Genomic DNA, 16715 nt, shown 5'->3' with positions numbered 1-16715 from the left:
CTGGCCTTCCAGGCGGGCCTCGGCTCAGTGGCCCGCCACCGGAATCACCTCCAGCACAACCAGCCTGTCGGGCACCAGCGCAAGCGTCCTGCGCCGATTCGGCAGCCCGCCGCGCATATGATCGACGCGCAGAGGGACGCCGCCACCTTGGCGATCTTCGATGCCTTCTTCGCCCGGCCGGATCTCGTCTGAACTGGCGGCGGGCTTCATGCTTGCGGATCTCTACGAGGATTGGCAACCCTCGCCACGGTTCGTGATCGATCGCTATATCCCGACGTTTATCGCGACTTGCGCTGTCAGGGCATAGGTGGCATGGCGCCTCTCAACCAAGCTCGCGCCAGGCCTCCAGCAACTGCCTTGCCTGCGGCGATTCCCCGATCACCCAGGGATCGAGGGCGAAGGCCACCAGTTGCCGGGCACCCGTTTGCCGCGCGATGGCCAGTTGCTGCCGCAGCCGCGGCAGGTCGGCGGAGACGGCCTTGAAGGTGGTGCCGTCCTGGCGCTCGGACGGCAGTTCCTGGAACAGTTCCACGATCAGGTCGAACGATGTCTTGCGCTCGCGCAGCAGCGCGAGCAGCGGCGCCAGCGCCCGGTAGTTGTCCAGGCCTGCCACCCCCACGCCATCCTGGATCATCGGGCGAACGGCCACTTGGCCGAGGATGGCGGCCCATAGCCCCTCCAGCGTGCCGGGTGAGGGCAGGCGGCTGTAGTAGGTGGAAATGGCCGGCCGGGGGGCGGCACCGGCCGCGATGGATTGCAGCCAGGGCACCAGCAGCGCTTGCCGTTGTGGCGTGCCCCAGTTGTGCTGCTCCAGTTCATAAGGGATATACCAGCCGCGGAAATTGCTCCGCCCCGGCCACCTGGCCTGCTCGGCATAGGTGAGGCTGCGCGCGCGGGTCCGTGCGAGAAAGCGCGGCAGCGTGGCGTCGTCGGGCGCGCCCAGTGCTTGCCACCAGCGTTCGTCGTAGGGCAGTCCGAGCCGGATGCCCAGGCCGAGCTGGCCCGCATCGTCGAACAGGAAATCCAGCAGCGCATCGGGGATTTGCCAGGGCTGCTCGCCATCCACGGCTGCCCACTGGATCACGATCTCGCCGCACCCCAGGGCGCGCACGGCCTTCAGGCGCTGGTGCCATTGCGCCTGCCCGAGTTCGAGATGGCTGCGCCACACTTGCAGGAAGGTCGAGGCAAATGCCGGCTGGCCGGTACAGGCCGCGAGGGGGAACAAGGGAAGAAGGGGAAGCAGCGGCCACCCGGCAGCCGCGCGCAACAGGCGGCGGCGCCCGGGAGCGGGGCAGGGATGGCTGAGGGCTGGGATAGGCTGGCTCACTGGGTAGTCATGCGGCGTGCGCCGCTCAGATCGTGCGCGCGATCAGCTCGCGCATGATTTCGCTGGTGCCGCCGTAGATGCGCATGGCTCGGGCATCGACCCAGGCCCGGCCGATGCCGTATTCAGCCATATAGCCGTAGCCGCCATACATCTGCAGCAGGTCGTCGAGCATGCGGCCTTGCAGTTCGGTGGCGTTGAGCTTGGCGATGGCGGCCGTGACGGGGTCGAGGCGGTCTTGCAGCTGCAGCGCCAGGCAGTGGTCCAGGAACACGCGCAGCATGGCCAGCTGGGCGCGGGCATCGGCCAGCTTGAAGCGGGTGTTCTGGTAGTCGGCCACGCGCCGGCCGAAGGCCTTGCGCTGGCGGGTGTAGGCGATCGCGTCTTCCAGCATGCCTTCCAGCGAGGCGCAGGCCCGCAGTGCAATGGCCAGGCGCTCCGGCGCCAGTTGCCGGGCCAGCAGATCGAAGCCGTTGTTCTCCGCGCCGAGCAGGCGGTCGGCGCCGACCTGTACCTCGTCGAAGAACAGCTCGCAGGTGTCTTGCGCATGCTGGCCGATCTTGGCCATGGGCGGCCCTTTGCGCAAGCCGGGCATGCCGTCGTCCAGGCAGAACAGGGAGAGGCCGCGCGCGCCCAGGTCCGGATTGGTGCTGGCGGCCACGATCATCAGCCCAGCGTTGACGCCGTTGGTGATGAACGTCTTCTGCCCGCTCAGCAGGTAGCCGCCCTTGCCGTCGGGGCGGGCGCGGGTGCGGATCGCCTTGAGGTCGCTGCCGGCATCGGGCTCGGTCATGGCGACGGCGCCGATGCACTCGCCGCGCGCCATGGCCGGCAGCCATCGCGCCTGTTGGGCAGGCGTGCCGTAGCGGTGCAGGTAGGGGGCGACCATCTCCGAGTGGATGGAGAAGCCGATGCCGAGATAGTTGGCGCGCGCCAGCTCCTCGATCACCACCGCGGCGTGCCCGAAGTCGCCCCCGGCGCCAAAGGGCTCGGGCAGGGCGCAGTTGAGCAGGCCGGCGCTGCCCGCGCGTTGCCACAGGTGCTTCGGCGTGATTCCCTGGCGTTCCCATCCGGCATAGCATGGGGCGATTTCGTGGGCGATGAAGCGCCGCACCTGCTCGCGGAATTGTTCGTGATCGTCTCGGAGGACTGGACGCATGGCTGGCTTATCTGCTGTAGGGGTCGGTGCGGCTGACCTGGCCGCGCAGTACGGGCTTGGCCGCGCTGCCGGTCAGGAACAGGCTGTAGTGGTCGCCCGGCTGCAGCGCCGGCAGCGCCAGCTCGGGGGAGCGCGCGCCACCGCAGGCGGCGGTGACCGTTGCGCTGACCGGGTTGATGGCGCGGTGGACGGCGCTGCGGGGCTTGACGGCCTGGAAGACGGGCGTGCCCGACGGCGCCAGCGCCAGTTGCGCGCCCTCGCAGTCGCGGATGGCGTTGTAGAAGCGCAGTTCCGCCTTGAGCGCGTCCTGGTTGCCGCTGCCATCGTCCAGCGGGACCATCGAGAGCTTGCCGCCGGTGCGCTCCAGCAGCAGCGTGGTGAAGGTGTCGGGCTGCACCTGCAGGGTGGCGGCCTCCTTGCCGTCGAGGCGCACGGTGAAAGGCTGGCCGCCCTTGACCACGGCATAGGTGGTGGCGGCGGCGCCGTTGCCGCCGACGGGCTGGGGCCGGCCCTGGGCGACGGCCACGGTAGCGGTGGCTGTGTCCGGGTTGAGCACCCGCACATAGGACGACCCTTGCGGCGGGCGCGCTGCGTAGAGCTGGGCCAGCACGCCTTCGGTGGCGGGCGGCGCGGCGCAGACGGTTGCCGCGGCCACGCTGGCCAGCGTGGCGGCAAGGGTCGTGCGCAGGGCGTGGAGCTTGGGCATGGCTATTCCTTCGTGCCGCTCAGGCGCGCCTGCAGGTACTGGCGCTCCAGTTGCCTGCGGTCGACCTTGTCGGTGCTGGTGGTGGGGAAGCGGTCGCAGGCGACCAGTTCGGATGGGATCATGTACGGCGGCAGGTTTTGCCCTAGCGCCTGTTTCCAGTCCGCCAATGCCGTGGCCCCGGTGGCATCGCCTGCATGGTTGCCTTCCAGTTCGACGAAGCCGATCATGCGGACGATCGCGCCGTCCGCGCGCCGCAGCGCGACCGCGGCGCCCGCGCGCACGCCGTCCAGGCTGGCCAGCGCGGCATCCACTTCGGCCAGTTCGATGCGGTAGCCATGCAGCTTGATCTGGTCGTCGGCCCGCCCGCGGAAATGCACCAGCCCGGCGGCATCGATGTGCGCGAGATCGCCGCTGCGGTAGGCCCGCTTGCCCTGGTGGAGAAACAGGCGGGTCTGGTTGAGATCGGGCCGGTTGAGGTAGCCGCGCATCACGTGGTCGCCGGCGATGCACAGCTCGCCCTGGTCGAGGAACAGTTCCGCATAGGGTTTGGCCCGGCCGATGGGGAACGGGTTGGGGGCGTCCTTGCGCAGCGCGGCGTCGATTTCGACCCAGGTGGTGGAGCAGGTCGCCTCCGTCGGGCCGTAGGAGTTGACGATGCGCGCGGCGGGAAAGCGCTCCCACAGCGCCTCGGCCAGCGCCGGCGAGAGCGATTCGGCCCCGAACAGGAAGACCTTGAGCGCGGGCAGGGTGGCGGCGTCGAAGGCCGGGTTGAGCAATTGCTGGCGCACGAACGAGGGCGTCGACGCCCACATCGTGACGCGGTGGCGCGCCAGGTAGGCGGTGAAGGCGTCGCGCTGGGCGGTCAGATCGCGCGGGCACAGCACGCAGGTGCCGCCCAGGCCCAGCGCGCCGGCCACGTTGAACAGCGAGAAGTCGAAGCTGAACAGCATCTGGTCCATGAACACCGGCGCGGCGTCCAGCCGCAGGCAGTCGCGGATCCAGCCGGCGAACAGGCCCAGGCTTTCGCGGCCGATCTGCACGCCCTTGGGGTCGCCGGTGCTGCCCGAGGTGAACATGATGTAGGCCACGCCGCGCTCCTTCAGGACGGTGGCGGCGGTGCCGGGGCGGAAGACGTCGTTGTCGGCCTCGTACACCAGCGGCGCGCCGACGATCTCGATGATGCGGCGCACGCGCTCGGCGGGGTTGATGCGGTCCACCGGCACGAAGGGCGCGCCCAGCGTCAGGCAGCCGAGCATGGCCACCAGGAAGCCGGCTTCCTTGTGGCCGACGATCACCAGCGGCACGTCGGGGCGGGCACCGGCCGCGCGGGCTGCGGCGGCCCAGGCCTCGGTGCGGGCGCGCAGCGTGTGCCAGCTCAGGCCGTCGTGCGTGGCCACCACGGCCAGGGCATCGCCTGCCGAGTCGGGTTCGGCGAAGCGGAAGGTATCGAAGTCAAAGCGCATGAGGAACTCCGGATGGCGCGTCCGAGCGGGGCTCAGGCATGGCCCTGCGCGGCGATGAACGCGGCCAGCGTGCGCACCGATTCGAGGTGAACGTCGATTTCGGTGGGCGGGATCTTGCAGCCGAACTCGCGTTCGACCGCCAGGGCCAGGTCCACCGCGCTGAGCGAGTCGACCAGGCCGGACTCGATCAGCAGGGTGTCGGGATCGACGCGGGTAAGGATCACGCTTTCGATGATCTTGGCGAGCTTGTTTTCGATGGCTTGGTTGTCGGCGGATTGCGTGTGCATCGGATAGTCTCCTGCGCCTGTGGCGCTCAGAATGGAAATTGGAAATCAGAACTGGAAATAGAGAAAGCGGGCTTCCTGGTGCAGGTTGGCCAGGCACAGGAACAGCAGAACCAGCATGACCGCGACCCAGCCGGGCGTGGGCCGCCAGCGCAGCACGGACCAGCCGCCTGGCTGCGCGCGCGCCAGCGCCGGCGACCAGCGGCCCAGGATCTGGTGGGCGTTGGGCGCCAGCCAGACAATGGCCAGCAGCGCCAGCAGATAGAACAGCTGCAGATGGCGCCCGGCCAGCATGCGCCAGGCATCGCCCGGGGCGAGCGCGGCATCCGGCCACGGCAGCGCGGCAATGGATTCAAAGCCGCGCAGGCCGGCCAGGCCCTCCAGCAGCGCCACGGCATCGTGCATGCCGTCGGCGCGGAAGAACACCTGCGCCACCAGCACGGCGACAAAGGTCAGCAGCACGCAGGCCACCCGTGTCGCCGCCCGGGTCTGGCGCGCGGCGGCGGGTTTGCGGCCGGCCACGAAGATGCGCCAGGCGTGGTTGACCGACAGGTAGCCCGCATGCAGCAGGCCGAACACCAGGTACTGCAGGCCGGCACCGTGCCAGATGCCGGCCAGGCCCATGGTGAAGGCGGTCGGCAGCACGATCATGGCGGCGAAGCCGTCGACGGTGGCCACGCCGGCCGCGCCCACCGGCTGGCCGCGGCCGGTGCGCCCGCGCGATACCGCCATGGCCACCGGGTAGTACAGGTAGGCGGTCAGGTAGCGGGTCAGCGTGATGTGCCAGCGGGCCCAGAAATCGATGATGCTCGATGCCTTGTAGGGCGAATTGAAGTTGAGCGGGAAGCGGATGCCGAACATCTTGGCCAGGCCGAGCGCCATGTCCGAATAGCCGGAAAAATCGAAGTAAAGCTGCAGCGCATATGACAGGCTGGCGCCCCAGGCGGCCCAGAACCGGAGGCTGCCGGGATCGGCGAAGCCCGCGTCGGCATAGGGTGCGATGGCATCGGCCAGCAGCACTTTCTTGGCCAGCCCGATGACGAACAGCATGCCGCCCACCGACAGGTTTTCCGCCTTGAAGCGGTAGTTCTCGCGTTGCGCGAACTGCGGCATCATCTCCTTGTGGTGCAGGATGGGGCCGGCGATCAGGTGCGGAAAGAACGTCACGAACAGCACATAGCTCAGCGGGCTGCGCTCGCTCACGATGCCGGCGCGGCAGTCAAGCAGGTAGCCGATCTGGGTGAAGGTGAAGAACGAGATGCCAAGCGGCAGGATCACCGAGCCGGCCGGGCTGGCACTGCTCAGGCCAAGTTCATGCAGGAAGCCCAGCAGCGCGGCGAAGTACTTGTAGTGAAGCAGCAGGCCGAGATCCGCCGCCACGCCGAGCGCCGTCGTCAGCGTCTGCAGCATGGTGCGTCCTTTGAAAGACAGGATCAGTTGGCTCACCACGTAGTTGAAAGCGATCGAGCCGGCCAGCAGCGCTACGAACTGCGGGTTCCACCAGCCGTAGAAGACGAACGAGGTCAGGCACAGCCACGCGGCGGCGGCGCGCAGGGAGCGCGCGCCAAGCAGGTAGTGCACCAGCAGCGCGACGGGCAGGAACAGCAGCAGGAAGAGTAGGGAGTTGAAGAGCATGGTCGTTGGTTATGGCCTGTTCCTTACCGCGATGGCAGGGTGGCCAGGGTGGTCTTCTCGTCCTCGGTCAGCGGCAGGGACAATGCCATCTCCGAGAATTCCCAGATCACCAGCCGGAGGCTGGCGGGCCATTGCGCGCGCTGGCGGAGTGCGGCCTGGAGGGCGCCGGAAAACTGGCCGCCGTCCATGCTCAGGTTCCAGACCTGGCGGCCCAGCCGCATGCCCAGGCGCTCGGCGAAGTGGCTGCGCCGGCCGTTGGAGCTGCCGGCCAGCAACACCTCCGGCGGTGCCACCTCGTCGAGCAGGCCGCCAGCGATCTCCGGCTTGACGGTCTGCTCCCGCACCAGGTCGGGCAGCGGGCGCCAGCGGTCCGGGGCGTGTTCCAGGCCGGCCAGCACCAGCAGGTCGCCCACGCGCTCGGTGGGGCGGGCCGCGCTGCCGACGGCGTAACGCTGCTGGCCTGGCTGGCCCAGGAAGTGCAGGGCCGCCGCCGCCACCGCCTCGGCGCTGGCGGCGGCGCCATGGCCGTTCATATGCACGTCGGTGCGGAAATAGCCCGGCGTGCGGGCATCCAGCGCGGCGCGCAGGTCCACGTATGGCACCTGGCTGGCGGCAAGGCCGGCGTGCCAGTCGTCCAGGCGCTCCCGCATGGCAGGGGCAGCCTGCAAGCCGCACAACCGTGCCGCCTCGACACGCGATTTGTCGGGCACCGCTACCACCAGCACCTGCACCCCGGTAGCGCGCAACTCGCCAACCCAGTGCCGCATCAGCCGCAGGCGCTGCGCGAAGGCTTGCGCGTGGCCGGGCTGCGGTTGCAGGCCGTCGCGATAGAACAGCCAGCCCGGGCATCCCTGCACGACCTGTTTGCCGAGGCTGCCAAGCAGCCGGTAGCGCAGCGCGGCCAGCCCTGTCTCCACCTGTGCTTGCGCCGGCAAGCGCAGGGCTGGCTTGAGCGCCTGGCCCGCCGAGCCGTCGAGCCAGGCGGACGGCGTCAGCCCGGCGAGCCGGCCGCGGGACTGCCATAGCGAGTGGATGCCCCAGGCCAGGCCGGCCGCCAGCAGCGCTGCGCACACGGCCGCGCCCAGGCGGTGCGATGGCTCGATATCCGGCTTGATGTCCATGTCCTCAGCGCTCCAGGGCAGCCTTGAGCCGCTTGCGCCAGGTGTCGGCGCTCATCAGCGAGGCGTTGTCCCACAGGCCGCGCGCGTCCGGCCCTTGCGAGAAGGCGGGCTCGAACAGTTGCCATACCAGCACCTGCGGCGGCTGCTGGCGAAAGCCGGGGGATTCCAGGTACTCCAGCAGCATGATCCACGGCCCCACGTTGCCGGGCTTCCAGTTGACGGAGACCGGGCGGTCCAGCGAGTTCGAAAGCGTTTGCGGATAGCCGAAATAGGGCTGGACCATGCTGTGGCCGGTGACGTGCACCGGCGCCGCGGCATCGTCCAGCAGGGCCTGGCTGTCGGTGGCCTTGCGTATCGTGAACGTTTCGCGCCCCACGGCCTTCTTGCGCTCGGGGGTCAGGAACAGTTCCGCCAGATCGCCGTAGCGCCGCTCGTTGGACAAGGCGCCCAGCGCCATGCCGCTGCCGGGCTGGCCTTTGAGCTGCGGCGCCTGCTGCATGACGATCCCGGCGGTGGCCTGCGCGGTGGCGTCGGCGGCGGCCTGGGTCCAGTGCTGGTCGGTGCGGTAGTAGACGTCGCGCCCCTCTTTCCTGAGCTTGAGCAGCACCGCCTCGTCGTCGAAGGTGGCAACGCCCGCCTGCCGCAACTTGCCGAGCACGGTCTGGTAGCGCGCGGCGACTTCGGTGCTCATGGGTTTGCCGTCCGGCAGTTTGTCCTGGTAGAAGCGCGCCTTGTCGGGCACCAGCACCACCACCAGCCGGATATCGCGCGCCAGCAGCGCGCTGCGCGCTTCGGCCACCAGCGCCGCACTGGCATCGATGCCGGCGCTATCCACGTGCGTCAGGCTGCCCCAGCCCGGGAACAGCCAGTTGTCCTTGCCTTCGATGATGATGGACGATCCGTCGGCGCAGGCCACGGCCGACCATGCAAGGGCGGCGCCTGCCAGGCTGTGGCCCAGCCAGGAACGGATGCGCCGGGCCGGGCGCAGCGGGTTGTCGCGGGACAGGTGCATGGAGGTCATTCCTTTGGGAGCGATGGCGGGGAGCGCCGCAATCGGTGCATCAGTAAGAAAGCGTCAGGTTCATGAACAGCCCCTTGGCGCGGTTGGAGTGGCCGGCGAGCCCGGCGCGGTACTGCACACCCCAGTCCAGATACGAGCGTGGCGCGTTGTAGCGGTCCTGCCGGAACCAGTAGCGCAGGTTGACGCCGGGGCCGGCGCCGACCGACCATGTGGCGCCATTGCCTTGCAGTTCGGTGCTGCCGGATGCCGTGCCCAGCGTGCCGGAGGCGCGGTTCTTCTGCCATAGCCAGTCGGCGCCCAGCACCACGTAGGGGAACAGGATCAGCCGCTCGTCGATGGCGTCGAGGCGAAAGCTGCGGCCGGCCCGGATTTCGCCAGAGGCGAAGGCCTGGTCGCGGCGCAGGCGGCCTGATCCGCTAGCCGTCTCGCTGCCGGTGGCGTTGTCGCGCAGCGAGTAGCGCGCGGCGAAATCCTGCAGGCTGTAGCCGCCCTGCACATAGCCTTCCACCGTGAACCAGCTCGGCACGTCCAACCGCATGCCGCTGCCTTCGTAGATGCCGTACGTGACGTAGGTGAGCCAGCCGCCGGAACCGGCATCGGATTCATAGCGGGCGCTCTGGTTTTGCCGGTTGAGCGCGCAGCGCTGGGCGGCATCGGCAGGAACCAGCATGCCGCTGCGGGTGGCGGTGCCGAGCAGGAACTGGCGCTCCAGACCGAAGGTGAGGCCAACCTCGTTCGATGGCGTGAAGCGCAGCCCCAGCGCGCCCACGGTGGTGGGCACGCCGGAGATACCGCGGCTGTGGGTCTCGCCCAGGTCCGCGCGGGCCGCCGCCGTGCCGCCGCATGGGTCCGCCAGGCGTTGCGCCTTGGTCTTGCCGCCGTTGTCGTAGATGGTGCTCGACAGACGCCCGTAGAGTTCGAAGGTCCGGTTCGACGTATTGAGAAAGATTGGCGGGCGCCAGAATACTTCCGCGGTGCCGAAGACCGCATCGCCTGGCGTGGAAACGGCGGCGCCGCCAAAATCCGCTGACGCCGGCCGCGCCCCACGGTAGCCCGCGGACACATAGCCACCCCACTCGCGCGAGAATCCCGCGATGGCGCCGCGTGTGTTGTAGCGCTGCTCCTCGTCCAGGGCGAGCGTGCCCGCATCGGCCTGGTCGATGGCCTGCATCAAGGTCCGCGCGGCGCCGCGCTTGTCTCCCGCGCCGGCGCGTGCATAGCCCTCGTCCAGTATTGCGAGCGGCGGTGCCTTGCCGGTGGCGCGGGCGGCCTGGATGTCGTGCAAGGCCTGCTCCGGCATGCCCAGCCGCTGGTTGACATAGGCGCGCTGCATCAGCAGGCCGGCGTCGCCCGCTTGCCGGTTCAGCGCGGCGTCCAGCCGCGCGGCCGCTTCGCGGGCCTGCGCCCGGTTGCCGGCCGCCAGCGCGGTGGTCAGCAGGGCCTGGCTCTGCTCGCCCGGGTCGCGCTCGAGGGCCTTTCGCGCTTGCGCGATCGCTTCCTGGTAGTCGTGCCGGCCATAGGCGGCATAGGCCAGCGCGGCGGGGCTGCCGCCGGAGGCGTCCGCCGGCAGCAATTCGCACGCCGTGCCATACGGCGTGTCGCGGCAGCGCTGCACCGGGGGCGGGTAGCCGGCCAGCGTCAGCGCGGTCCTGGGGGCGCGTGCGCGGCCGGCTTCGTCCAGGCGCCTGCGCACGGCCTTGTCCGTGCCGTCCAGCGCGGCCAGCAGCGCTTGCACGCGCTGGCCGTTGCCGGCGGCCAGTGCCGCGTCGGCGGCGATCAGGCGCACATTGTGCCGCTGCTCGTCGTCCAGCCAGTCCTGCCCGAGCGCGCTGTCGAAGTCGGCCTCGGCCTGGGCTGTCTTGCCCTGGCGCTGCCGCAGGTAGGCTCGCAGCAGCAGGGCCACGGTGTCGTCGCTGTCCTGCCGCAGTGCCTCGCTGGCCGCGGTTTCCGCTTCGGCGAGTTGTTCGTCCAGCATCAGCGTGGTGATCAGCAGCAGGCGGTGGCTGGCCGTGTCGGGCGCCAGCGCGACGGCCCGCCGGGCCGGTGCGATGGCGTCGGCCGGGCGATTGGCGATCAGCGCCTGGTAGCCCGCCTGGGCGGAGGGGACCGACATCTGGCGGTGCAGGCCCTGGCGGCGCGCGATCAGGTCGGCCTGGTTGGGGGCGCCGGCGGCCAGCGCGCGTTCGATGGCCTGCAGGGCTCCCTTGTCGTCGCCTTGCGCGGCCAGGGCGTCTTGCCACAGGAGGGCCCATGCGCCCTGGCTCGGGTCGGCAGCGAACGCTTTCTCCGCAGCGGCGGCGGCGGCCTTGTAATCGCCGTCGTTGTAGGCGGCGTAGGCTTGCGTGGCAAAGGGAAAGCCGGTGCGGAAGGCCTGCGTGGCAGGGGCCGTGCCGCCCTGGGCGCCGGCGCGCAGCGCGGTGCGTGCCTCGCGCAGGGCGGGGCTGTCGACCCCGGCGGCATTGGCTGCCGCCACGGCGCGTTCGGCTTGCGCCGGCTTGCCTTGCTTTTGCAGCGCGTAGACCAGCAGCAGGTGCAGTTGCGCTACGTTCGGACGTAGCCGGATGGCGGCTTCCGCCCTGGCCTGGGCCTTTGCGTAGTCGCCCTTGTCATAGGCCTTGTAGCCTTCGTCGGCCAGTTGCCAGGCTTTTCCCCTGAGCGGCGCTTCGCTGGCCGCCGGCTCGGCGAACGCGGGCGCCGGCAGCAGGGCGGCGCCGCCCAGCGACGAGAGCAGCACGATAAGACGGGTACGCGCCTTCATGCGGCGGCCCCGTGCGATGCGGCGGCGGGTGCCATGTTTTGCTGGAAGGCGATCGCTTCGAGCAGGGTGACCTCGTCCAGCCAGCCTTGCTCCAGCAGGATGTTGCCGAGCGGGCGGTGCGCGGCGGCCTGCAGGTCGAGGGCGTGCGCCAGCTTGGTCTCGTCGATGGCATGCCACGACAGCAGCAACTCGCCCAGCCGGCGCCGCTGCTGGGTCAATTGATCGGACGAAGGAAAATCGTGCATGGTCTTGTCCCACACCAGCCGCTGCCCAAAGAACATGTGGCCGAGGAAGAGCCGCCAGGCGCGCGCGGCGGCCATGGCGTTGATAAAGTTGCCGATCATCATGCGCGGCACCGACAGCAGGCCGTGCTCCCAGCCGTACATGCTGCCCACGAAATAGACCCGTTGCAGCGTGCGCAGCGCCAGTGCGATGGTGTTGAGCCACATCAGCGTGACCAGCCAGCTCCCGGGGCGGAACAGCGCGGGATAGTGGACGGTCCACCAGCCCATGGCGTCGGCCAGGTAGAACAGCAGGAAGTTGGCCAGCAGCAGGTAGGCCAGGATCGAGATAAAGGAGGTCACCAGGCCCTTGCGGTCGCGGTACAGCAGGTATTTGGTGGTCAGCGAGCCGGCCCAGCCGACCTGCTGCCAGCCTTGCAGGCCGATGCCCAGCAGCCAGCGCGCCTTCTGCCGGTAGGCGGTGCGGAAAGTGTCTGGAAAATACTCGCGCACGCCCAGCGGCATGGAGATGGTCCCGATCTTTTCCTTGCCCAGGCCAAACCACGACATCCGGCGCGTGGCGTATTCCACCTTGAACTTGCCGAAAATCTGCTTCATGCCCCGTCGCGACAGCCGCGCCCCGATGTCGTAGTCCTCGGTCAGGCTGTCGGTGTTGAAGGGCTGGTTGTCGGTCTCCGCCGATAGCTCCACCAGCGCGCGGCGCGAGAAGCAGGTGCCGACGCCGGCGGAGGGCACCATCTTCGACAGGCTCTCGCGCACCACCATGTCCTTGGTGTGCCATTCGGCGAACTCGTCCATATAGGTGCCGGCCACCAGTTCGTACCAGCTGCGTTCGAGCGAGGCGACCGGCAACTGGATGAAGTCGATGCGCGGCAACAGGTAGTTGTAGTACTTCAGCTCGAGCGGATGGAGCACGTCTTCGCTGTCGTGCAGGATCATGCCGGCGAAGGGCGCGGGCATGTCCCGCTCGTGCAGCAGGATCGCCTGCACGATCCAGTTCAGGCAGTCGGCCTTGCAGGTGGGCCCGTCATGCGGGACTTCCACGCGTACCAGTTGCCGGTAGCGGCGGCGCATGCGCTCCACCTCGCCGATGGTGCGCGCGTCGTTGCAATAGGTGCCGACGAAGATCATGTAGTTCTGGTATTCCAGCGTGGAAACCATGTTTTCCAGCATCGGCGCGATAACGTCGAACTCCAGCCAGGCCGGCACCATGATGGCGAGGGCTTGTTCCTCGCATGCGCGCAACTGCTCGGTCGATAGCGGCTTGTGCCGGCGCCGCACGACCAGGCCCCGATAAGCCTCGCGCAGCCAGTACCAGAGATCGATGAACAGATCGTCGATGCTGGACAGCAGGATCAGCGTGGCCACCACGGCGGTGACGACCTCGAGGCCGCGATAATAGTCGGCGACGAGGTAGGGCCAGTACATGGAGGACATGAACGACATGGACGGCATGGATGGTTTATGGCTTTGCCCGGCGTGCGCGGCTGGCGAGATAGGCGAAGAGCAACAGGGCGGCCAGGCAGGAACCGAAGCCGAGGATCAGCAGGTGGCTTGCCGCCATGCGGCGCAATCTCTCGAGAAGCCCGGGCTTCTCGGCGGGGTTGCTGTCCGGCTGGGCGCTGTCGAGCCAGGCGCGCGGGCCGTCGGCGCCGACCACCATGACATTGCCCCGGTTGAACACGAAGGGCTGTCCCGGGCTGCCTGCCGGCGCGCCCATGGCCTGCCACAGGATGCCGTCGTGGCCGCTGCCGCCGATCACTTCGGCGGCGCCGAGTCCGGCGACGCCGGCGACGTCCAGCCACTGCATTTCTCGACCGTTGATCTGGAGATGGCCCTGGGCCGGCACGCGCACCTTGGGCTCTATGCCTTGCAGCCTGACATCCATTGCCAGGAACGGACGGGTGGGGCGGGCCGCCTGGTCCTTGCCGATCAGCACCAGCTCCGCGCCATAGGGCGACAAGCCGCTGGCGGCCGCCAGCCGCACCACCTGGGCGAGGCGGGCGCCGGCATCCAGCAGATAGCCCTCCGGCACGATCAGCTGCGGCCGGCCCGCCATCAGCGGCAGCAGGCTGGCGAAGGAGCCGTCCGGCCTGGTGGCGCCCGAGCGCAGGTGGCTGCTGGGCAGCACGCTGACCGGGTAGCCCTGCGGGGTCTCGTTGCAGTCGACCGAGACCGGCTGGCGCTGGAACGAGACGCGCAACACGTTGCGCACGTTCAGGGCATAGCCGGGCACCTGCGCCACCAGGCGGTTGCGGTGACCGTTGGCCTCAATCTGGCGAGCCGCCAGCAGTACATCGTTCCAGAACACGGAGACCACCGGCGGGCTGCCGGAAGCGCCGGGCGCGGCGGCAACGTCCACTACCAGTTCGCTGGGCGCGCGGCCGTCGATGGCCGCGGCGCTAAGCGGGAAGTTGGCCGTCCAGTCACCGTGCGCAATGACGTCGAAGCTGCTGTCGGCGTTGCCAAGGCTGCTCAGCGGCGTGGCGGAGTGTTCTCCGTGATCTGGCTGCATGGCGGCGCGCACCTCCACCTTGCGCGAGTCCAGCGTGCGGCGCCACAGGCCGTTCAGGATGCCGGCGGCCTGCGTGCCTGCATCCGGTGCGACCGCGATCACGGGGCGGCCGCCCAGCATGGTCAGCTGGATCTGCCTGGCCGACAGTGATGCGCCGGCCAGCGGCGCGCGGCTGGCACGCCAGGCGGCGAAAGCCCGGGCGGCATCCGCGTCGCCCTGCAATTGCGCCGCCAGCGCATCCAGCGCGGTCTTGAGCCGGGCCTGCAGGGCGGTGTCGACCACGGCAAGGTCGGCGGCGACGGCGGGCGCGCCCAGCACCAGCAGCGCGCCGAGCTCGGCCTCGCTGCCGATGCGGTGTTGCGCGCTGGCGTCCAGCACCGCGAATGCCGGCACCTGCCGCAGTCCCGCCGGCACGCTCAGCTCGCGCGTGTCGATGATATCGCCAGGTGCGGGGAAGGCACGCATGGTGGCGCGCTTGCCGCCGTTTTCCAGCGCCACGCCGATCCGCCATGCGGCATCGAAGGCGGCGCGGTCAAGCCGGTTGGCGGCGAACAGGATCGTGGTATTGGCCGGCAGCGAGACCCAGGCGTCCTCCAGCGTGGGCAGGACGGCGCCGTCGTAGCGGTAGCTGAGGCGGGTGGACGGCTGGATCGTCAGCGCATTGCCAAGCGGGCGGTCGATCTCGCATAGCCGCTGCGCGGTATTGGACGACCAGTTCACGCCCAGCCGGACGAAGCCGCTTTCGCGGGCGCGCCGCTCGACGGCGAGCGCACGGGCGGCTTCACCCTCGCCGTTTTCAAAGCGGCGCGCGAAGGCGGGGCGGCCGTCGACGGAAAGCAGCAGGCTGGTGCGGCCTTCCTCCGTCTTTATATAGTGCGAGTCGAAGGCGATCGAGGCATCCGCCAGCGGGACGTTGCGCGGCACCGGCAGATAGAACTCATGGCGCGAATCGCTATGGTTCATTACCACCGGCGCGGTGAATCCCAGTTCGGCCAGCGTCACGGTGCGCGTCAGCCAGGTATTGGCTTCCAGCCCGCGGATGGCATCGCCGGGCGCCCCGGCAATGGCCGCTAGCGGCAGTGCAAGGGCGGCGGAAAGGAGGCTGCGCGGGAAACGGGCAGGGCGAGGCAGGCGGCAAAGACGCAGTACCATGGCGGCGATAAGCGGGAGCGAAAGGTTTAGGGATGGGGGCGGGCCAATCAGGCCGTCGCGGCAGCGGGCTGGAAGTCGTCGATGGGGCGGCCGCACAGCGCTGCCACGATCCGCTGGCAGGCTTGTCCGTCGCCGTAGGGATTCACCCGGCGGCGGCATTGCGCGTAGAGCGCGGCGTCGTCCAGCAACCGGTGGACTTCGGCGACGATGCGGCCGCTGTCGGTACCGACCAGCCTGACGGTGCCGGCGGCGACCGCTTCCGGCCGCTCGGTGGTCTCGCGCATCACCAGTACGGGCTTGCCCAGGTGCGGCGCTTCCTCCTGCACGCCGCCGGAATCCGTCAGGATCAGGCAGGCCTTGCGCATCATCCAGACGAAGTCCAGATATTCGAGCGGATCGATCAGGTGCACGTTGTCGATGCCGGCGAGCTTGCGCAAGACGGTTTCACGCACGCGCGGGTTCATATGCACGGGATAGACGATCTGCACGTCGGCGCGGCGCGCCAGCATAGCGAGCGCTTCGCAGATCTGCTCGAAACCCTCGCCGAAACTCTCGCGGCGATGGCCTGTCACCAGCAACAGGCGTCGGCGCGGGTCCAGCCACGCATGGCGTGCCGCAATGGCCGCGCTCAGGCTGCCATCGCCGTCCAGGCGCTGGCAGGTCATGGCAAGCGCGTCGATCACCGTGTTGCCGGTGACGAAGATGCTGCCGGCCAGGTTCTCCTTGCACAGGTTGTCGCGTGCGGCCGGGGTGGGTGCGAACAACATGCTGCTGACCGCATCCACTACGCGGCGGTTCATCTCCTCGGGGAAGGGCGAAGCCAGGTCGCCGGTGCGCAGGCCTGCTTCCACATGCGCCACGGGGATGCCGCGATGGAAGGCAGCGATGGCCGCCGCCGCTGCCGTGGTGGTATCGCCGTGTACCAGGACTTGATCGGGCTTGACGCCGCCGAGCACCTGGTCGAAGCGTGCCACCAGACGGCCAAACAGGCCGTTCAGCGTCTGGTTGGGCGCCATGATATCGAGGTCGTAATCCGCCTGCAGCGCGAACAGCGACATCACCTGGTCCAGCATCTGCCGGTGCTGGCCACTGGTGCACAGCATGCCGGTCACGCCGGGTTCGCGCTGAAGCGCTTGCACGAGCGGTGCCATCTTGATGGCTTCGGGCCGTGTTCCTACTATCGAAAGTACTCTCATGCCGGCTGGCTCATTCGGGAATTAGGTTTCAGGGATTGCCAGGCGGTACGCAATGCTGAATTTAGCGATGGCACATTGTCTCTTGCAAGCAATTCGGGTCGGATTCTAGAAGAGGGATTCCATCTAAATGTTTGCTGGA

General features: G+C 69.1%; 13 protein-coding genes. 1 reads left to right on the top strand and 12 read right to left on the bottom strand.

Going from position 1 to position 16715, the window contains the following annotated elements; genetic code table 11:
* Positions 1–192: hypothetical protein (locus tag P3W85_RS12465; protein WP_276264998.1), on the top strand; the 192-nt coding region annotated here is incomplete at its 5' end.
* 130 nt (positions 193–322) lie between these two features.
* Here P3W85_RS12465 and P3W85_RS12460 read toward each other — a convergent pair.
* The 12 genes from P3W85_RS12460 to wecB are packed head-to-tail and all read right to left on the bottom strand — an operon-like array spanning position 323 to position 16576.
* Positions 323–1327 (bottom strand): DUF4434 domain-containing protein, encoded by a 1005-nt coding sequence (locus tag P3W85_RS12460; protein ID WP_276264997.1) that lies wholly within the window; start codon positions 1325–1327, stop codon positions 323–325.
* Between the two features lie 25 nt (positions 1328–1352).
* Positions 1353–2483, bottom strand: coding sequence for an acyl-CoA dehydrogenase family protein (locus P3W85_RS12455; protein WP_276264996.1), 1131 nt, complete (start codon positions 2481–2483; stop codon positions 1353–1355).
* Between the two features lie 7 nt (positions 2484–2490).
* Positions 2491–3189 carry an alginate O-acetyltransferase AlgF gene (locus tag P3W85_RS12450; protein ID WP_276264995.1) on the bottom strand — a complete coding sequence of 233 codons (699 nt, stop codon included), beginning with the start codon at positions 3187–3189 and terminating at the stop codon, positions 2491–2493.
* 2 nt (positions 3190–3191) lie between these two features.
* Positions 3192–4652 carry an AMP-binding protein gene (locus P3W85_RS12445; protein WP_276264994.1) on the bottom strand — a complete coding sequence of 487 codons (1461 nt, stop codon included), beginning with the start codon at positions 4650–4652 and terminating at the stop codon, positions 3192–3194.
* 32 nt (positions 4653–4684) lie between these two features.
* Positions 4685–4939 (bottom strand): acyl carrier protein, encoded by a 255-nt coding sequence (locus tag P3W85_RS12440; protein WP_276264993.1) that lies wholly within the window; start codon positions 4937–4939, stop codon positions 4685–4687.
* 45 nt (positions 4940–4984) lie between these two features.
* Entirely contained in the window at positions 4985–6571 is a 1587-nt protein-coding gene (locus tag P3W85_RS12435; protein ID WP_276264992.1) for an MBOAT family O-acyltransferase, read from the bottom strand.
* 23 nt (positions 6572–6594) lie between these two features.
* Positions 6595–7692, bottom strand: coding sequence for an alginate O-acetyltransferase AlgX-related protein (locus tag P3W85_RS12430; RefSeq protein WP_276264991.1), 1098 nt, complete (start codon positions 7690–7692; stop codon positions 6595–6597).
* Between the two features lie 4 nt (positions 7693–7696).
* On the bottom strand, positions 7697–8704 hold the full coding sequence (locus tag P3W85_RS12425) for an alginate O-acetyltransferase AlgX-related protein (protein WP_017230690.1): 1008 nt from the start codon (positions 8702–8704) through the stop codon (positions 7697–7699).
* A 49-nt stretch (positions 8705–8753) separates the two neighbouring features.
* Positions 8754–11471 (bottom strand): NfrA family protein, encoded by a 2718-nt coding sequence (locus P3W85_RS12420; RefSeq protein ID WP_276264990.1) that lies wholly within the window; start codon positions 11469–11471, stop codon positions 8754–8756.
* Complete coding sequence (locus P3W85_RS12415) at positions 11468–13150, bottom strand: glycosyl transferase family protein (protein ID WP_276265000.1); 1683 nt, start codon at positions 13148–13150, stop codon at positions 11468–11470. Before P3W85_RS12415 ends, P3W85_RS12420 begins: the two co-directional genes overlap by 4 nt.
* Before the next feature lie 25 nt (positions 13151–13175).
* Positions 13176–15380, bottom strand: coding sequence for a hypothetical protein (locus tag P3W85_RS12410; RefSeq protein WP_276264989.1), 2205 nt, complete (start codon positions 15378–15380; stop codon positions 13176–13178).
* Between the two features lie 47 nt (positions 15381–15427).
* On the bottom strand, positions 15428–16576 hold the full coding sequence (gene wecB, locus P3W85_RS12405) for a non-hydrolyzing UDP-N-acetylglucosamine 2-epimerase (protein ID WP_035814043.1): 1149 nt from the start codon (positions 16574–16576) through the stop codon (positions 15428–15430).
* Between the last annotated feature and the right edge of the window lie 139 nt (positions 16577–16715).

This window comes from Cupriavidus basilensis, from assembly GCF_029335485.1.
Taxonomy (GTDB): domain Bacteria; phylum Pseudomonadota; class Gammaproteobacteria; order Burkholderiales; family Burkholderiaceae; genus Cupriavidus; species Cupriavidus basilensis_E.
Note: the sequence above shows the minus strand (reverse complement) of the source record. Positions and strands in the feature narration are given on the sequence as shown.

Excerpts from the sequence above, each read along its gene's own strand:
- P3W85_RS12455 (WP_276264996.1), bottom strand. The coding sequence starts at position 2,483 with ATGCGTCCAGTCCTCCGAGACGATCACGAACAATTCCGCGAGCAGGTG.
- P3W85_RS12450 (WP_276264995.1), bottom strand. The coding sequence starts at position 3,189 with ATGCCCAAGCTCCACGCCCTGCGCACGACCCTTGCCGCCACGCTGGCC.
- P3W85_RS12445 (WP_276264994.1), bottom strand. The coding sequence starts at position 4,652 with ATGCGCTTTGACTTCGATACCTTCCGCTTCGCCGAACCCGACTCGGCA.
- P3W85_RS12440 (WP_276264993.1), bottom strand. The coding sequence starts at position 4,939 with ATGCACACGCAATCCGCCGACAACCAAGCCATCGAAAACAAGCTCGCC.
- P3W85_RS12435 (WP_276264992.1), bottom strand. The coding sequence starts at position 6,571 with ATGCTCTTCAACTCCCTACTCTTCCTGCTGCTGTTCCTGCCCGTCGCG.
- P3W85_RS12430 (WP_276264991.1), bottom strand. The coding sequence starts at position 7,692 with ATGGACATCAAGCCGGATATCGAGCCATCGCACCGCCTGGGCGCGGCC.
- P3W85_RS12425 (WP_017230690.1), bottom strand. The coding sequence starts at position 8,704 with ATGCACCTGTCCCGCGACAACCCGCTGCGCCCGGCCCGGCGCATCCGT.
- P3W85_RS12420 (WP_276264990.1), bottom strand. The coding sequence starts at position 11,471 with ATGAAGGCGCGTACCCGTCTTATCGTGCTGCTCTCGTCGCTGGGCGGC.
- P3W85_RS12415 (WP_276265000.1), bottom strand. The coding sequence starts at position 13,150 with ATGTCCTCCATGTACTGGCCCTACCTCGTCGCCGACTATTATCGCGGC.
- P3W85_RS12410 (WP_276264989.1), bottom strand. The coding sequence starts at position 15,380 with ATGGTACTGCGTCTTTGCCGCCTGCCTCGCCCTGCCCGTTTCCCGCGC.
- wecB (WP_035814043.1), bottom strand. The coding sequence starts at position 16,576 with ATGAGAGTACTTTCGATAGTAGGAACACGGCCCGAAGCCATCAAGATG.